This is a genomic window from Pseudoalteromonas sp. SR43-5 (genome assembly GCF_014163835.1).
Lineage (GTDB): Bacteria > Pseudomonadota > Gammaproteobacteria > Enterobacterales > Alteromonadaceae > Pseudoalteromonas > Pseudoalteromonas distincta.
This window is the reverse complement of record NZ_JACJEA010000020.1, coordinates 54,406-66,951: the sequence shown is the minus strand read 5'-3', so window position 1 is coordinate 66,951 and position 12,546 is coordinate 54,406. Positions and strand designations below refer to the sequence as shown.

Annotated in this window: 13 protein-coding genes; 4 read left to right on the top strand and 9 right to left on the bottom strand. The window is 41.0% G+C overall.

Annotation, left to right across the window (positions count from 1 at the left end; genetic code table 11):
* Positions 1–66: 66 nt before the first annotated feature.
* The 7 genes from H5090_RS13145 to H5090_RS13115 all read right to left on the bottom strand — a co-directional run bounded on the left by H5090_RS13145 (position 67) and on the right by H5090_RS13115 (position 7,004).
* Positions 67–480: an OsmC family protein gene (locus tag H5090_RS13145; RefSeq protein WP_002958863.1), complete on the bottom strand. Its 414-nt coding sequence runs from the start codon at positions 478–480 to the stop codon at positions 67–69.
* Between the two features lie 86 nt (positions 481–566).
* The gene (locus H5090_RS13140) at positions 567–914 is read right to left on the bottom strand and encodes a DUF3802 family protein (protein WP_002958862.1); all 348 of its coding nucleotides are present in this window, start codon (positions 912–914) and stop codon (positions 567–569) included.
* Between the two features lie 132 nt (positions 915–1,046).
* On the bottom strand, positions 1,047–2,516 hold the full coding sequence (astD, locus tag H5090_RS13135) for a succinylglutamate-semialdehyde dehydrogenase (protein ID WP_182693187.1): 1,470 nt from the start codon (positions 2,514–2,516) through the stop codon (positions 1,047–1,049).
* Positions 2,517–2,531: 15 nt separating this feature from the next.
* The gene (gene astA, locus H5090_RS13130; protein WP_024597056.1) at positions 2,532–3,548 is read right to left on the bottom strand and encodes an arginine N-succinyltransferase; all 1,017 of its coding nucleotides are present in this window, start codon (positions 3,546–3,548) and stop codon (positions 2,532–2,534) included.
* A gap of 85 nt (positions 3,549–3,633) precedes the next feature.
* Entirely contained in the window at positions 3,634–4,839 is a 1,206-nt protein-coding gene (locus H5090_RS13125; RefSeq protein WP_154903751.1) for an aspartate aminotransferase family protein, read from the bottom strand.
* A gap of 379 nt (positions 4,840–5,218) precedes the next feature.
* A complete protein-coding gene (locus tag H5090_RS13120) occupies positions 5,219–6,379 on the bottom strand; it encodes an HDOD domain-containing protein (RefSeq protein WP_002958858.1) in 1,161 nt (386 codons plus the stop codon).
* Positions 6,380–6,422: 43 nt separating this feature from the next.
* A complete protein-coding gene (locus H5090_RS13115; RefSeq protein ID WP_024596662.1) occupies positions 6,423–7,004 on the bottom strand; it encodes an aminodeoxychorismate/anthranilate synthase component II in 582 nt (193 codons plus the stop codon).
* A gap of 550 nt (positions 7,005–7,554) precedes the next feature.
* Between H5090_RS13115 and H5090_RS13110 the strand changes: the two genes are divergently transcribed.
* Positions 7,555–7,797: a YdcH family protein gene (locus H5090_RS13110; RefSeq protein ID WP_002958856.1), complete on the top strand. Its 243-nt coding sequence runs from the start codon at positions 7,555–7,557 to the stop codon at positions 7,795–7,797.
* Between the two features lie 61 nt (positions 7,798–7,858).
* Here the strand turns inward: H5090_RS13110 and H5090_RS13105 are convergent, their stop codons facing one another.
* Positions 7,859–8,215, bottom strand: a complete 357-nt coding sequence (locus H5090_RS13105; protein ID WP_182695908.1) for a putative quinol monooxygenase — start codon at positions 8,213–8,215, stop codon at positions 7,859–7,861.
* Positions 8,215–9,045: an SDR family NAD(P)-dependent oxidoreductase gene (locus H5090_RS13100; RefSeq protein ID WP_182695907.1), complete on the bottom strand. Its 831-nt coding sequence runs from the start codon at positions 9,043–9,045 to the stop codon at positions 8,215–8,217. Before H5090_RS13100 ends, H5090_RS13105 begins: the two co-directional genes overlap by 1 nt.
* A 267-nt stretch (positions 9,046–9,312) precedes the next feature.
* Here H5090_RS13100 and galE point away from each other — a divergent pair, with 267 nt between their 5' ends.
* Genes galE through galK form a run of 3 tightly spaced genes read left to right on the top strand, consistent with a single transcriptional unit; the run spans position 9,313 to position 12,530 of the window.
* The gene (gene galE, locus H5090_RS13095; protein WP_149601995.1) at positions 9,313–10,326 is read left to right on the top strand and encodes a UDP-glucose 4-epimerase GalE; all 1,014 of its coding nucleotides are present in this window, start codon (positions 9,313–9,315) and stop codon (positions 10,324–10,326) included.
* A gap of 1 nt (position 10,327) precedes the next feature.
* On the top strand, positions 10,328–11,392 hold the full coding sequence (locus H5090_RS13090; RefSeq protein WP_182674093.1) for a UDP-glucose--hexose-1-phosphate uridylyltransferase: 1,065 nt from the start codon (positions 10,328–10,330) through the stop codon (positions 11,390–11,392).
* Positions 11,382–12,530, top strand: coding sequence for a galactokinase (galK, locus tag H5090_RS13085; RefSeq protein WP_182692709.1), 1,149 nt, complete (start codon positions 11,382–11,384; stop codon positions 12,528–12,530). Before H5090_RS13090 ends, galK begins: the two co-directional genes overlap by 11 nt.
* The last annotated feature ends 16 nt before the right edge of the window (positions 12,531–12,546 follow it).

Below are 12,546 nucleotides of genomic sequence, written 5' to 3'. Positions count from 1 at the left end.
TGGGTTCTGCACCTGCAGAATGAAAAGTTCGCGGATTTTATACGAATTTTCCTCGTGGAAAAAGCGTTATTTTGCTTGATCTTGCACAACTTCGTGGCTATGCGTAATTTCTACTGTTTTATCAAGCATTAATGCAACCGAGCAATACTTTTCAGCAGAGAGTGAAACTGCACGTGCAAGGTGCTTTTCAGACACATTATTACCCTTAACAACAAAGTGTAAGTTGATTTTGGTAAACACGCGCGGTGCTGTTTCGGCGCGTTCTGCACTGAGTTGCACTTGTACGTCTGAAAAATCTTGTTTAGCTTTTTTTAAAATACTAACCACATCAACTGATGAGCAACAGCCAACTGACATTAAAACCATTTCCATTGGGCTTGGTGCTGCGCTATCGCTGCCGCCATCAAACACAACATTGTGGTTAGAATTAGAACGGCCAATAAACGTATCGCCTTCAACCCATTTTACATTTGCTTGCATTGTTATATCTCAAAAAAATATTTTCTTGATTGTAAGCAACTTAGCCGTAGTTGCAAATGAAAATGCAACGCAGGGCTATAAAATGGCTAAGATTGTTGTGCTAAAGCGCTATCAAAGAGGTTTTTTACTAAACCTGCAAATTCATCTATAAAGGCATGCTGTTCAACCGTGACAGGCTGTGAGGTGATGCTGCTGAGGACTTCTTCTAAATCGTAAACTATGCCATCAACTTCACGTACAATTTGACTACGCTGCTCTGTGTTGAGGTCTGTGTGCTGCTCGCAAATAAGCATCACATTTTGTGCAATAACGTCTTCGATTAATTCCATTACTGTTGGAGCGCCTGGTTTTATTTCGCCTGGCTTCTCAAACAATGCTAAATTTTGAGTTAGATACATGATCAAATCATCGTACCCTTGCCTATCTAAAACCATTATGCGAACCACCTAAATATATTTAATTATGCTGATTTAAGCAGAAAGAGTCGATAATTACTAGCCTTGTACGATAGCAATACAAAAAAAGCAGCCGAAGCTGCTTTTATAATGATTAAGTAGTATTACTGCTTAATCTATTTTTAAGCCTGGGCTTAGTGTTGCTGGCATCGCTACTTTTTCAAGCTCTACTGAAGCAACTGGGTATGCACAGTAATCAGCTGCGTAATACGCGCTTGCTCTGTGATTGCCCGATGCGCCAATACCACCAAATGGTGCTGCGCTTGACGCGCCAGTAATTGGGCGGTTCCAGTTAACAATACCAGCGCGAATACGACGTAAAAAATGGTCGTAATCTGCTGCACTATCACTTAATAAACCAGCCGATAAACCAAAGGTTGTATCGTTTGCTTTATCAATGGCTTGGTCAAAGTCGTCAAAGCGGAATACTTTTAAAAGTGGTCCAAAATGCTCTTCATCTGGGAAGTCACTAATATTTGTACACTCAATAATACCTGGTGTTACAAAGCCAGTATTAGCTGTGTGCTCAAGCTCTACTAATACTTGAGCGCCAAGCTCAACAAGCTCGTTTTGCGCTTTAACCATGCCAGCTGCTGCCGCTGATGAGATCATAGAGCCCATAAATGGCTGGTCTGCATCATCGTAGTTACCTACTTTAATCGCTTTAGTTGCAGTGATAAGGCGCTCTAAAATTACATCGCCTTTGCTACCTTTAGGTAAAAACAGTTTACGTGCACATGTACAACGCTGGCCGCTTGAGATAAACGCTGATTGAATAATATCGTGAACAACCGCTTTAGTGTCTTCAACGTCAGTAATAATAAGTGGATTATTACCACCCATTTCTAGCGCTAAAATTTTACCCGGTTGACCCGCAAACTGTTCATGTAAAATATGACCAGTACGCGAAGAACCCGTAAAGAACAAGCCATCAATCCCTTTGTGAGCAGCAAGGGCTTTACCCGTTTCTACTTCACCTTGAACAAGGTTGATTACACCGGCTGGTAAGCCTGCTTTTTCCCACAGTTTAAGCGTAAGCTCGGCAACTTTAGGAGTCAGTTCAGACGGTTTAAATACAACCGTGTTACCTGCTAAAAGCGCTGGCACAATGTGGCCATTAGGTAAGTGACCCGGAAAGTTATACGGACCAAATACGGCTACAACCCCATGTGGCTTATGACGAATCATCGCGCGGCCAAGTGGCATTGCGTTTTCTACGTCGCCAGTGCGCTCTAAAAATGCTTTTTCAGAAATGGCAATTTTACCAACCATAGCACCCGCTTCTGTGCGCGTTTCCCACAGTGGCTTACCTGTTTCTTGTGCGATAGTAATAGCGAGCTCTTCGCTGTTTTCTTTTAATTGCGCTGCGAATGCTTTAATTATTTCTAAACGCTCAGTAAAGCTTTTATCAGCCCATGCATAAAACGCTTCGCGCGCTGCATTTACTGCGGTGTCTACTTGCGCCGCAGTTGCTGATGATGCCTGCCAAATAACGTCGTTATTTGCAGGGTTTACTGAATTAAATTCTGTGCCTTGGCCTTGTGACCATTGACCATTAATAAATTGTGCAGGATGAGTCATATACTTTCTCCTAAATTAAATCGTGGTTGCACTAACAATATCGCCAGTTTGCAAATGCAATGCATCTGCTACTTCTTGCGATAAAATAAGGCTTTTTGCGCGCTCGTCAAATGTCATTGGTGCAACGGTTGCTCTAAAATCTTCAAGCTTTTCGTTAGCTAGTAACACCATGGTGTCGCCAGTCATTTCGCCAATTTCAACGTTAAAGTTATTTGCATTACGAATCGTCGCAATGTTATCTACTTTTGCTTCAACCGTTGGGCCGCCGTCAAAAATGTCTACATAGCCATTAAACGTAAAGCCTTCGCTTTTTAATAACTCGATTGCTGGGCGTGTGTTGTCGTGTACTTTACCTATTACGGCTTGCGCATCTTTACTTAGCAAATTTACATAAATTGGGTATTTAGGCATTAGTTCAGCAATGAAAACCTTTTGGCCAATACCTGTTAGGTAGTCGGCTGTTGGAAAATCCATTGAGAAAAAGTGCTCTTCAAGCCACTGCCAAAAAGGGCTACTGCCGTTTTCGTCAGACACACCGCGCATTTCTGCAATCACTGTTTGTGCAAAACGCTCTTGATGCTGCTTTATAAACATAAAGCGCGCTTTTGAAAGTAGCTTACCGTTACAATTTTTACGATAGCCATCTTTTAAAAACAATGTGCAAAGCTCTGTAGCGCCTGTGTAGTCGTTACATAGCGTTAAAATATCAACCGCTTTGTATACGTTTAATGTGCGCGAAGAGTGAATCACTTTACTTAAGTGATAATGATAAAATGCATCATCAAGCCCTACCGCAGCTTCAATTGCAGACGTACCTACAACATCACCGGTTTCGCTATCTTCAAGAACAAACAGGTAGCCTTCGTCACCGGGTTGTGACGTTTGCTTAGCAAATGAACTTACAGAATGGTCTATTTTCTTTTGCAATAGTTCTTCGTTTAATGGCAAAGACGTAAAACCATGCCCAGATTCGTGGGCAATTTTCAGTAATGCTGAGTAATCATTTTGCTGGATTGGGCGAAGGATCATCATGAGTCCGCTTGCTCCCTTATAAATAACGGTAAATAGGAATTGCAGGGCAAGCGGTGCTTGCCCTTAATTGGTTGGCTTAAGTCGCTTATGCGTTTACTACGCTTGCTACTGCTTTTTCAAAGCGTGCCATACCTTCGCGAATGTCCGCTTCAGGAATTACTAAAGATGGAGTGAAACGTACTACGTCTGCACCGGCAACTAGTGACATAAGGCCTTGCTCAGTACCTGCCACTAAAAACTCTTTTGCACGACCTTTGTATTGCTCGTTCACTACTGCACCAATTAATAAACCTTGGCCACGGATTTCGCTAAATACGTTGTATTTTTCGTTAACCGCGCTAAGTAGTTCATTAAATAATGCGGCTTTTTCTTTTACGCCAGCCAGTACGTCTGGGGTATTTACTGTATCAAATGCCGCTTCTGCAACAGCACAGGCAAGCGGGTTACCGCCATAAGTAGAACCATGTGTGCCTACTTTAAGGTGCTGTGCAATTTCAGTTGTTGTGATCATAGCGCCAATAGGAAAACCGCCGCCAAGTGCTTTAGCCGAAGTTAAAATATCAGGTACTACGTTTAAGCCTTGGTATGCATATAAATCGCCAGTACGACCAACACCTGTTTGAACTTCATCAAAAATAAGCAGTGCGTTATGTTTAGTACATAAATCGCGAACGCCTTGAGCAAACTCATCAGTTGGTGAAACAATACCGCCTTCACCTTGTAGAGGTTCCATCATTACGGCACATGTTTTATCGCTGATAAGTGCTTCAAATGCAGCAAGGTCATTGTAATCACAATGTACAATGTCGCCAGGCTTAGGACCAAAACCATCTGAATATGCAGCTTGGCCGCCAACAGTTACGGTAAAGAATGTACGACCGTGGAAACCTTTGTTGAACGCGATGATTTGTGATTTTTCTGCGCCAAACTTATCAAGTGCAAAACGACGCGCTAATTTAAGCGCGGCTTCGTTTGCTTCTGCGCCAGAGTTGGCAAAGTAAACTTTTTCAGCAAATGTCGCATCAACCATTTTTTTTGCTAGGCGAAGTGCCGGCTCATTGGTCATTACGTTAGATAGATGCCAGATTTTTTCGCCTTGCTCTTTTAATGCGCCTACTAATGCAGGGTGGCAATGGCCAAGACAGTTAACTGCAATACCACCAGCAAAGTCGATAAACTCTCGACCTTGTTGATCCCATACGCGAGAGCCTTCGCCTCGAACAGGAATTACGCTTGAAGGTGCGTAGTTAGGAACCATTACGTGATCAAATAATTCGCGATTGACTGTCATTTTATTTCCTCTTAATTGTGAGCAACACAAAACATCAAAATAGGTGTTTGGTTAATATTTGTAACCAACTTTATAGGCAAGATCAGTAACCTGATAATTGCGCAAAATTGCTTTGTGGTTCAATTTTCAGACGCACATTATTTCAGAATTACTTATATCTGTCTCGTTAAAAACTTTCATGTATCCCTTGAAAATAAAGGGCTAAAGATATTATTTCATAGATAGTGAATAACTATTTGCATAGCTATTTATGCTTATTTTTAGGCAACTAACCGCATGAGTACAGAGGCGCACACGCTTTAATCGGCAAATATGTAATATAACAATAAGGTGAGAATGAATGGTTAGTCGCAAAAAAATTAACAAAAAATTCAGATTTTTAGTCAATTTGAATAGCTAAATTGGTAAAATTACTCGATTGGAGGGTTTTTAGTTCCGTTTTAGTGAACTTAAAGTGCGAAAACCAGCTCAGAGCTTCATCAGGTTCAATAAGTTGATGTTCTTTTAAATTAAGATATTGAGAATAGCACCGTGCCTTTAGCATTACTTCTGTTAATGGCAGTAATGTATCGCCCTTATCTACCCCATTTACTAGCTGCTGCATTACCCCTTTGAACGGTAAATATTTAAAAGCCATTTTGTCTATTACCTTAGCGCTTACTTCTATCGATTTATTGCTAAGTAGAGTAGTTAAAAATAGCGGGTCGGGCTGAAGCTCTAATAATGCGGTGTGTAAATCTTTTTGGTTTTCATTTCGGGCTAGCTGTACTTTACGTTGCCATATTTGCTCAAACGTTTTTAAGTACAAGCGCACTAATGCAATTCGCCCTACATCTAAAAGCATACCAAGAGTAAATGCATGTACGTCATTTACATTATTAATTTGTGCAATTTTTTGCGCAGCAATGGCGTTTGCCATGGCACTGTCACGTAAACGACGCTTTAATAACGAAAATGGTTCGGTGCTATGTGGCATCCAATGGCGGGCAGCAAATGTAGGAATAACTAGCTGTAAGTTATCAAGGCCAATATAACGAAGGGCAAGCGATGGTTTATCTACTTTTACAGACGTGTTTTTACTACGTTGATTACGATAGTAAGGTAAATTAACGAGCGTTACTAACTCCCTACCCAACCAGCTTATATCATTAACCAATGGCTCTAAACGCCCTACCGACGCTGACTTTACCGCTAATATATCGAGTATATTGGCAATACCATCTTCAATACCTATGGTGCTATGAATTACGCCATCTATATCTTCGAGCTGCTTATATATAGCTGTTTCAATTGTTTTGTGCAGTTGCTCACTGGCTTGAGCGCGGTACTTATGATGTGCAGTACTGCTTTGCTGGCGTTTATTCTGTGCGGCCACTTCAACCTGCAGCAAGGTACGCTGCTTCATGGGTTCGCCGTAATCTATATCTAATGTATGAATGAAACCAATTTGCTGATGCGCAAAGCTGTGCCCAAGCAATAAGTCATGAGCTCGTTGGCTTAGTATTTTGGCAGTACGCTGCTGGGCTACAAGTTCAGTCATGACATCCATTAATAAAGTATAAAATGCTATGTGTATTATAACATTAGAAGCGAGTTAAAAAGTTATCAAGCAGTTCTAAGCCTTGAGCAGTTAAAATAGCTTCGGGATGAAACTGCACACCTTCGATAGCAAGTTCATTGTGTAACAACCCCATAATTTCGTCAAACTCGCCTTGCTCAGTTTGAGTCCATGCGGTTACTTCAAGCTCTTTAGGCAGAGTTTGCGCTTTAACCACTAAAGAATGATAACGACATACCGTTAACGGATTAGCTAAGCCTTTAAACACCCCTTTATTAGTATGAACTATGGGTGATGTTTTACCGTGCATTACTTTTTTAGCACGTATTACATCTCCACCTAAAGCTTGTGCGATAGTTTGATGCCCCAAGCAAATCCCTAAAATAGGATATTGCCCTTTTAGTTGCTCAACAACATTTAGTGAAATACCCGCTTCGTTAGGGGTGCATGGCCCTGGCGATAACACGATGTGCTGCGGGTTTAACTGTTTTATTTGTGCAATGCTTAGCTCATCATTACGTTTCACTAAAACGTCTTGATCTAAACGCTGAAAATATTGCACTAAGTTGTAAGTAAACGAATCGTAGTTGTCGATCATCAACAGCATTACACAACAGACCTTATAAATTATTGACCACTACTTTACACAAGTGGTACTAAGCGCTGCATTCTACCACTATTAATTAACCAACATAAATTAGCAAAAAGCGTTAAAAATTAACTCTTTTAGCTAAAATGCTTAAAAGCCTTTAGCGGGTATTGGTTTACTAAACTTTAACTCTGGTTAAGAGATTTACTAACGTATTGAATCATGATGATATTTAAATTTATTTTCTCTAGCCAGAGATTCCTTGCACCTTGAGCAATAATATCGAACCCTAAGCTTTTTACGATTAGTTAATACACCTACGTAGGCTGTATACCCCAACAATAAATTATTGACCTCTAAAGTACGTGCATTTATTGATCGCACTATTAAATACTTTGGTGAAATGCCTTACTGAGCAAAATAAACAGATTGTTTGTGCTACATCAAATTAGTGGCTCGATGGTTGAATTATATCTATGTAAGCCCCAGTGTATTATATGAAAGGCAGTAATTCACTTATACAACTCACTTACTTGTGAGCTCATTTATATCCTACTAAGGAGCGAATATGTTAGGCGAAGACCACTCATTAACAAACGACTTTCCAGAGTACTTAAAGACCATTGCCGAGTTAAATGAAAGCGATACTGAATTTGCAAAAAAAGCAGATAAGTACGACAAGCTAGATAAAGAGATTAGAGTGTTAGAGCTCAAAGATGCGCCCATAAGCGATGAGCAAATGCATCTATTAAAACACGAACGTACAGAATTAAAAGATTGGTTATACGAGCGCTTGCAGCAAGAGCAGTAATGCCACTAAAAAAAAGCTCACTGATGAGGTGAGCTCTTTAGATCAACAATGGGTATTTTCTCTAAAACTTTACAAAGCCACCCACAGGTTTCATAAATACACTGCTTGGGCCTGCAAAGGCTTGTGCAAACTCTTCTGATAATTGACTAAATACCGTTACTTTATCCATATCAACTACGCTTAAAAATAGTGGGCCACTTTCGCCCCAACCAGCAAGATGCGCTTTAGCAGCATCTTCATCTTGGTAACGCTCGTAAATATGTACATTGCGCTTGTCATCACTTACTGTCCACTCATACACTAAAGTGCCCGCTTCACTTTTAGCCAAAGTAACTAATTGTGCCATTACCAGTAAAAACTCATCGTATTTACCTTCTTTAATTTGGCCTTGTACTGTCCAGGTAACATGCTTTTTCATTATGCTTTACCTAATTTAAGCTGTGCTAAAATACTGTCTAACGTATCTACTAGTTGTTGATTTTTAGCATTATCAAGTGCATCAACATGAGGAGGCGCGAAGCGTCCTGTATCGTTATCAAAATACAGGCCTGCGGCATCTTTAAATTCATCACTAAGCGCTGCGCGACAAAAAATATCTGCGCCAATTTTTAAATCCCCACCATCTATACCGTAAGCGTCTTTTACCATTTTGCTTCCCAGTAACGATTTAGGGTTTACCGATACAACTAATGGCCCAATATCTTTAAGCTCAAGCCCTAAATGACGTGACCACATAGTAATAGCCAATTTACTTTGTGCATAAGCCGCACTATCAGAAAGTTCAGTGTTACCTATAAGTGCATTTAAGTTAACGCTTGATTGCGCAGCTGATGACACATTAACCACTCGCGAATCATGACCAAGGACAGGTAATAATAGTTTTGTAAGAAGATATGGCGCAATCGTGTTTACAACAAAGCGAGCATCAAGGCCGTCAATTGTTGTAGCATCAACTAATTGATAAACGCCTGCATTATTAATAAATACGTCGAGCTGGTTATTATTTTCGGCCATATCGGCTAATACATTTTTTGCCAAAGTTTGAACTTGGCTCATATCGCTTAAATCAGCAATATAAGTATGTGTACTTGCATTTGGGTATTGCTCGGTTAAAGCTACTTGTAGCGCATTGAGCTTTGCTTGGCTGCGGCCATGTAATAATACGGTGTGACCTTGTGCTAATAACATCTTTGCAGTTTCTAGCCCAATGCCATCGGTTGCGCCGGTAAGTAAAATTGTTTTGTTCATGTTGATCTCTCCTTACTTTATTTTCGCTATATTAGCACCCCGACTTACTGCTGATAATTAGGCCAATAGTTGAATCAGTTTATAGAATTAATTGATAAAGCTAAGCCTATGTTAGTTAATATAAAAGTATTCCTTTAAAAGGCAGATGAGTGTTTAAGCTGAATATTTTTTATGCTTTTATTTGAATTACTCAGCAATCATAACTATTGTTTTTAAACCACCTTAATAGTAGTATTTATCATATAAATACACTTTTCGAGAAATAACATGAAAGTTTTAGTTACTGGCGGCATGGGTTACATAGGTAGCCACACATGTATTGCATTGCATGAAGCAGGTATTACGCCTGTTATTTATGATAACTTGTCTAATGCAAGTGCGCGGGTACTTGACCAACTCGAAAAGATTACGGGTACTCGGTTTGAGTTTATTTTGGGCGACATTCAAGACGAGCAACAGTTTAAGCTCGCTCTAAAACACACTAAAGCCGAAGCTGTTTTTCACTTTGCAGCTTTAAAAGCCGTTGGCGAATCTACCGAGCAACCGCTGCGTTATTATCAAAATAACGTGTCGGGCACATTAAGCATGCTACAAAACATGCAAGATGAAGGCGTTAACCATATTATATTTAGCTCATCGGCTACAGTATACGGCGAGCCAGACTACCTCCCTATTGACGAAAAGCACCCTATACGCGCAACGAACCCTTATGGTTGGACTAAAGTCATGGTTGAACAAGCCATGCAAGACGTATGTAATGCCAACAGTCAATTTATGGGTATTGCGCTTCGTTACTTTAACCCAGTAGGTGCACACCCAAGTGGTTTATTAGGTGAAAGTCCTAATGGTATTCCTAATAACTTAATGCCATTTATTGCCCAAACTGCAGTAGGTAAACGTGACGTGGTTAATATTTTTGGTGACGACTACGACACCGAAGATGGCACAGGTGTGCGCGACTATATTCATGTTTTAGATTTAGCTAAAGGTCATGTTGCGGCATTTATGCAGCATAAAACAGATACCGCATTTCATGCTTACAACTTAGGCACAGGGCAAGGTTATTCTGTGCTTGATATGATCAACGCATTTAGCGCATCAGCCAATAAAGATATTCCGTATAAGATTGCACCGCGCCGAGCAGGTGATATTGCCTGTAACTACGCCGATGCTACAAAAGCGCAAAACACACTTAACTGGTACGCAGAACTAACACTTAGCGACATGACAAACGACACATGGCGCTGGCAAACTAATTACCCAAGTGGGTTGGAGAGTTAACATGGCTTTATTAGAAAGTACTCACAGACGTAAAAACCCGCTAACGGGTCGTTGGGTATTAGTGTCACCACATCGTAATAACCGCCCATGGTTAGGCGCAACAGAAGCCGTTAACGAAAACGTATTACCAAAACACGATGAAAGCTGCCCACTTTGCCCAAGTAATACCCGTGCAAATGGCGACAGTAACCCAGATTATAAATACACACACGTATTTAGAAATGACTTTGGTGCATTAACGCCTAATGCCAGCGAGCAATTACAAAGCTTAGAGTCAGACAGTGATTTATTTATTGCCGACGAAGCCAGTGGCGAATGCCGCGTAATTTGTTTTTCTCCAGAGCATAATAAAACACTACCAGAGCTTAGCCAAAACGCATTGCACGAAGTAGTGAAAACCTGGAAACAAAATTACACAGAGCTTGCACAGCAGTACGAATGCGTACAAGTTTTTGAAAATAAAGGCGAGATAATGGGTTGTTCGCAACCTCATCCTCACGGCCAAGTATGGGCCCACTCGCATTTATCAACCGAAATAGAAGCCGAAGATACCCAGCAGCTTGCTTATTATAAAAAGCATGGTACAGCTATGCTTGCCGATTACGCACAAAAAGAGCAAGCAGATCAAACACGTGTTGTATTTGAAAACGAACATTGGCTTGTTGTTGTGCCATTTTGGGCTGCGTGGCCGTTTGAAACAATGCTAGTAACTAAAGATAATATTCAAAACTTTAGCCAGCTAAACGATGTCCAAACCGACTCTTTGGCACAGGCACTTAAAGTATTAACCACTAAGTACGACAACGTATTTAATTGCAGCTTCCCATACTCAATGGGGTGGCACAATGCACCGGCTAACAGAGGCTCTGATGAGCAACATTGGCGTTTGCATGCCCATTTTTATCCGCCGCTACTTCGCTCTGCTACTGTTAAAAAACACATGGTAGGCTACGAAATGCTAGGCGAAAGCCAGCGCGATTTAAGCGCAGAAACCGCTGCTTCTATTTTAAAAGCAGCCAGTACAACACACTATAAAGATACAGCAGGACACACAGATGAAGCTTAACGAATTCCAACAACAATTTTTGTCACTGTATGGCGCGCCTGCTCAAGGTATTGCAGCAGCACCGGGGCGTGTAAACCTTATTGGCGAATTTACCGACTACAACGACGGTTTTGTTTTACCGTGTTCGTTAGAGTTTCGTACCCAAGTGATGTTTAAAGAGCGCGACGACAATATTATTACTGTGCATTCTTTAAATTACCCAGGCGAAAAAGACAGCTTTAGTGTTGATGAAGAAATCACTGAAGGCCAGTCGCAATGGGGTAACTACATTCGTGCTGTTACTTATGTTCTTAAAAGAGCGGGCTACACACTGCGTGGTGCCGACGTACTAATTGACAGCAACTTACCGCAAGGTAGTGGCTTGTCGTCATCGGCCGCACTAGAAGTTGCTGTAGGCGGTATGTTTAACCATATTGCACAGCTTGGTTTACCGCCAGAGCAAATTGCGCTATTTGGCCAAGAAGCCGAAAACGACTTTATGCATTGCCAATGCGGCATTATGGATCAGCTTATTTCAGCTAAAGGCGAGAACGGTCATGCACTATTAATCGACTGTGAAAACCTCGCAACCAAATCAGTTAAAGTTCCTGATGATTTAAATATTGTTATTGTTAATTCAAACTACCCGCGTAAGTTGGTTGATAGCGAATACAACCAGCGCCGCATTGACTGCGAACAAGCTGCTGTAAAAATGGGTGTAGAAACACTTCGCCAAGCCACCATGGCTGGCCTGCAAGCAGTAAAAGCGACATTAAGCGAAAACGAATATAAACGTGCACACCACGTAATTAGCGAAAACGACCGTGTAATTGCAGCAACTACTGCACTACAAAATAACGATATGGATGCACTTCGTACGCTAATGGCTGCATCGCATCAATCACTTAAACACGACTTTGAAGTAACCGTACCTGCAACCGATGGCTTAGTAGAAATTTGTAAAGAAGCGATGGGCGAGCGTGGCGCAGTTCGTATGACAGGGGGTGGTTTTGGTGGCGCAATTGTATGTTTATGTCGTGATGCGGAAGTACCACTAATTAAAGCAGCGGTAGAAAAGCATTACTTTGAACGCTTTAATTTAAATGCTGATATTTACGTATGTTCAGCGGGTTCAGGATTACAAATTACGTCTTTTTAAATAAACTTAAGGAATA

Excerpts from the sequence above, each read along its gene's own strand:
- astD (WP_182693187.1), bottom strand. The coding sequence starts at position 2,516 with ATGACTCATCCTGCACAATTTATTAATGGTCAATGGTCACAAGGCCAA.
- H5090_RS13100 (WP_182695907.1), bottom strand. The coding sequence starts at position 9,045 with ATGAACAAAACAATTTTACTTACCGGCGCAACCGATGGCATTGGGCTA.
- H5090_RS13140 (WP_002958862.1), bottom strand. The coding sequence starts at position 914 with ATGGTTTTAGATAGGCAAGGGTACGATGATTTGATCATGTATCTAACT.
- H5090_RS13105 (WP_182695908.1), bottom strand. The coding sequence starts at position 8,215 with ATGAAAAAGCATGTTACCTGGACAGTACAAGGCCAAATTAAAGAAGGT.
- H5090_RS13120 (WP_002958858.1), bottom strand. The coding sequence starts at position 6,379 with ATGACTGAACTTGTAGCCCAGCAGCGTACTGCCAAAATACTAAGCCAA.
- H5090_RS13090 (WP_182674093.1), top strand. The coding sequence starts at position 10,328 with ATGGCTTTATTAGAAAGTACTCACAGACGTAAAAACCCGCTAACGGGT.
- H5090_RS13115 (WP_024596662.1), bottom strand. The coding sequence starts at position 7,004 with ATGCTGTTGATGATCGACAACTACGATTCGTTTACTTACAACTTAGTG.
- galE (WP_149601995.1), top strand. The coding sequence starts at position 9,313 with ATGAAAGTTTTAGTTACTGGCGGCATGGGTTACATAGGTAGCCACACA.
- H5090_RS13110 (WP_002958856.1), top strand. The coding sequence starts at position 7,555 with ATGTTAGGCGAAGACCACTCATTAACAAACGACTTTCCAGAGTACTTA.
- H5090_RS13145 (WP_002958863.1), bottom strand. The coding sequence starts at position 480 with ATGCAAGCAAATGTAAAATGGGTTGAAGGCGATACGTTTATTGGCCGT.
- astA (WP_024597056.1), bottom strand. The coding sequence starts at position 3,548 with ATGATGATCCTTCGCCCAATCCAGCAAAATGATTACTCAGCATTACTG.
- galK (WP_182692709.1), top strand. The coding sequence starts at position 11,382 with ATGAAGCTTAACGAATTCCAACAACAATTTTTGTCACTGTATGGCGCG.
- H5090_RS13125 (WP_154903751.1), bottom strand. The coding sequence starts at position 4,839 with ATGACAGTCAATCGCGAATTATTTGATCACGTAATGGTTCCTAACTAC.